Genomic DNA, 1,394 nt, shown 5'->3' on the forward strand with positions numbered 1-1,394 from the left:
TCAGCATGCCGACTCCAACGGCTTGGCCGGCGACGCGAGCAGCCGGTCGACGAACTCGATGATCTCGTGCATTTTCTTCCCCGGAGTGAAGACGTCGTGGACGCCTATCGCCTTGAGCGTGCGGATGTCGGCGTCGGGAACGCTGCCGCCGACAACGACGCGGACGTCGTCCGCGTCGTTCTCCACGAGCAGGTCCATCACCTTCGCCACGAGGGGCAGCTGCGCGCCGGACAGGACGGAGAGCCCGAGCAGCGGTGCGTCCTCGGCGATGACCGTCGCGACGATCTGTTCCGGTGTCTGGTGCAGCCCGGTGTAGATCACCTCGTAGCCGGCGTCGCGCAGCCCCCGGGCGATCATCTTGGCGCCGCGGTCGTGGCCGTCGAGTCCGGCTTGGGCGATGACGACGCGGGCGCGCGGCGTCGGCGCTGCGCTGTCGCGGGGCGCCCCTTGGCGCAGGGTGTTCATGGTGTCTCCGATCGGTGGCGGGTCAGCCCCGCCAGTAGGTACGGGCCCATGCGGTCGGCCCCGGTGCGGGCAGGCGGTGGCTGCCGAGGCGGGTCGGGTCGGACCAGGAGTCACGGGGGCCGGGTGCGTCGGTGGGTGCAGTGTGCGCTGCCACGGCGGCGCGGGCGCGTACCACCGCCAGGGCGGCGGCCAGCTCCTCCGGGGTGGGATTACCGCGTACGACCTTGATCACGGGGGCTCCTCAGAGGGGGATGTTGCCGTGCTTCTTCGGGGGCAGCTGCTCGCGCTTGTTGCGCAGCGTGCGCAGGCCGCGGACGATGTGCCGGCGGGTCTCGGACGGCATGATCACCGCGTCCACGTAGCCGCGCTCGGCCGCCGCGTACGGGTTGAGGAGGGTGTCCTCGTACTCCCGGATCAGCTCCTGGCGGCGGGCCTCCTGCGCGGCCGGGTCCTCGATCGCGGCCAGGGTCCGGCGGTGCAGGATGTTGACCGCGCCCTGCGCGCCCATCACCGCGATCTGCGCGGTCGGCCAGGCCAGGTTCAGATCCGCACCCAGGTGCTTGGAGCCCATCACGTCGTACGCGCCGCCGAAGGCCTTGCGGGTGATGACCGTGATCAGCGGCACCGTCGCCTCGGCGTAGGCGTAGATCAGCTTCGCGCCGCGGCGGATGATGCCGTCCCACTCCTGGTCCGTGCCCGGCAGGAAGCCGGGCACGTCCACGAAGGTCAGCACCGGGATGTTGTAGGCGTCGCAGGTGCGCACGAACCGGGCGGCCTTCTCGGAGGCCTTGATGTCCAGGGTGCCGGCGAACTGCATCGGCTGGTTGGCCACGATGCCCACCGAATGGCCCTCCACCCGGCCGTAGCCGGTGACCATGTTCGGCGCGTACAGCGCCTGCACCTCCAAAAACTCCCCGTCGTCCAGCACA

At 70.7% G+C, this 1,394-nt stretch carries 3 protein-coding genes; all 3 read right to left on the minus strand.

The genetic code is table 11. The features are described 5' to 3' along the window. Positions 1 to 465: a cobalamin B12-binding domain-containing protein gene (locus C3486_RS36595; protein ID WP_103837135.1), complete on the minus strand. Its 465-nt coding sequence runs from the start codon at positions 463 to 465 to the stop codon at positions 1 to 3. A 22-nt stretch (positions 466 to 487) separates the two neighbouring features. Next, positions 488 to 697: an acyl-CoA carboxylase epsilon subunit gene (locus tag C3486_RS36600; protein ID WP_103837136.1), complete on the minus strand. Its 210-nt coding sequence runs from the start codon at positions 695 to 697 to the stop codon at positions 488 to 490. Between the two features lie 9 nt (positions 698 to 706). Further along, positions 707 to 1,394, minus strand: a 688-nt coding sequence (locus C3486_RS36605; protein ID WP_308461294.1) for an acyl-CoA carboxylase subunit beta, incomplete at its 5' end; no start/stop codon positions are given.

The organism is Streptomyces sp. Ru73, assembly GCF_002920575.1.
In the GTDB taxonomy this organism is placed as follows: domain Bacteria; phylum Actinomycetota; class Actinomycetes; order Streptomycetales; family Streptomycetaceae; genus Streptomyces.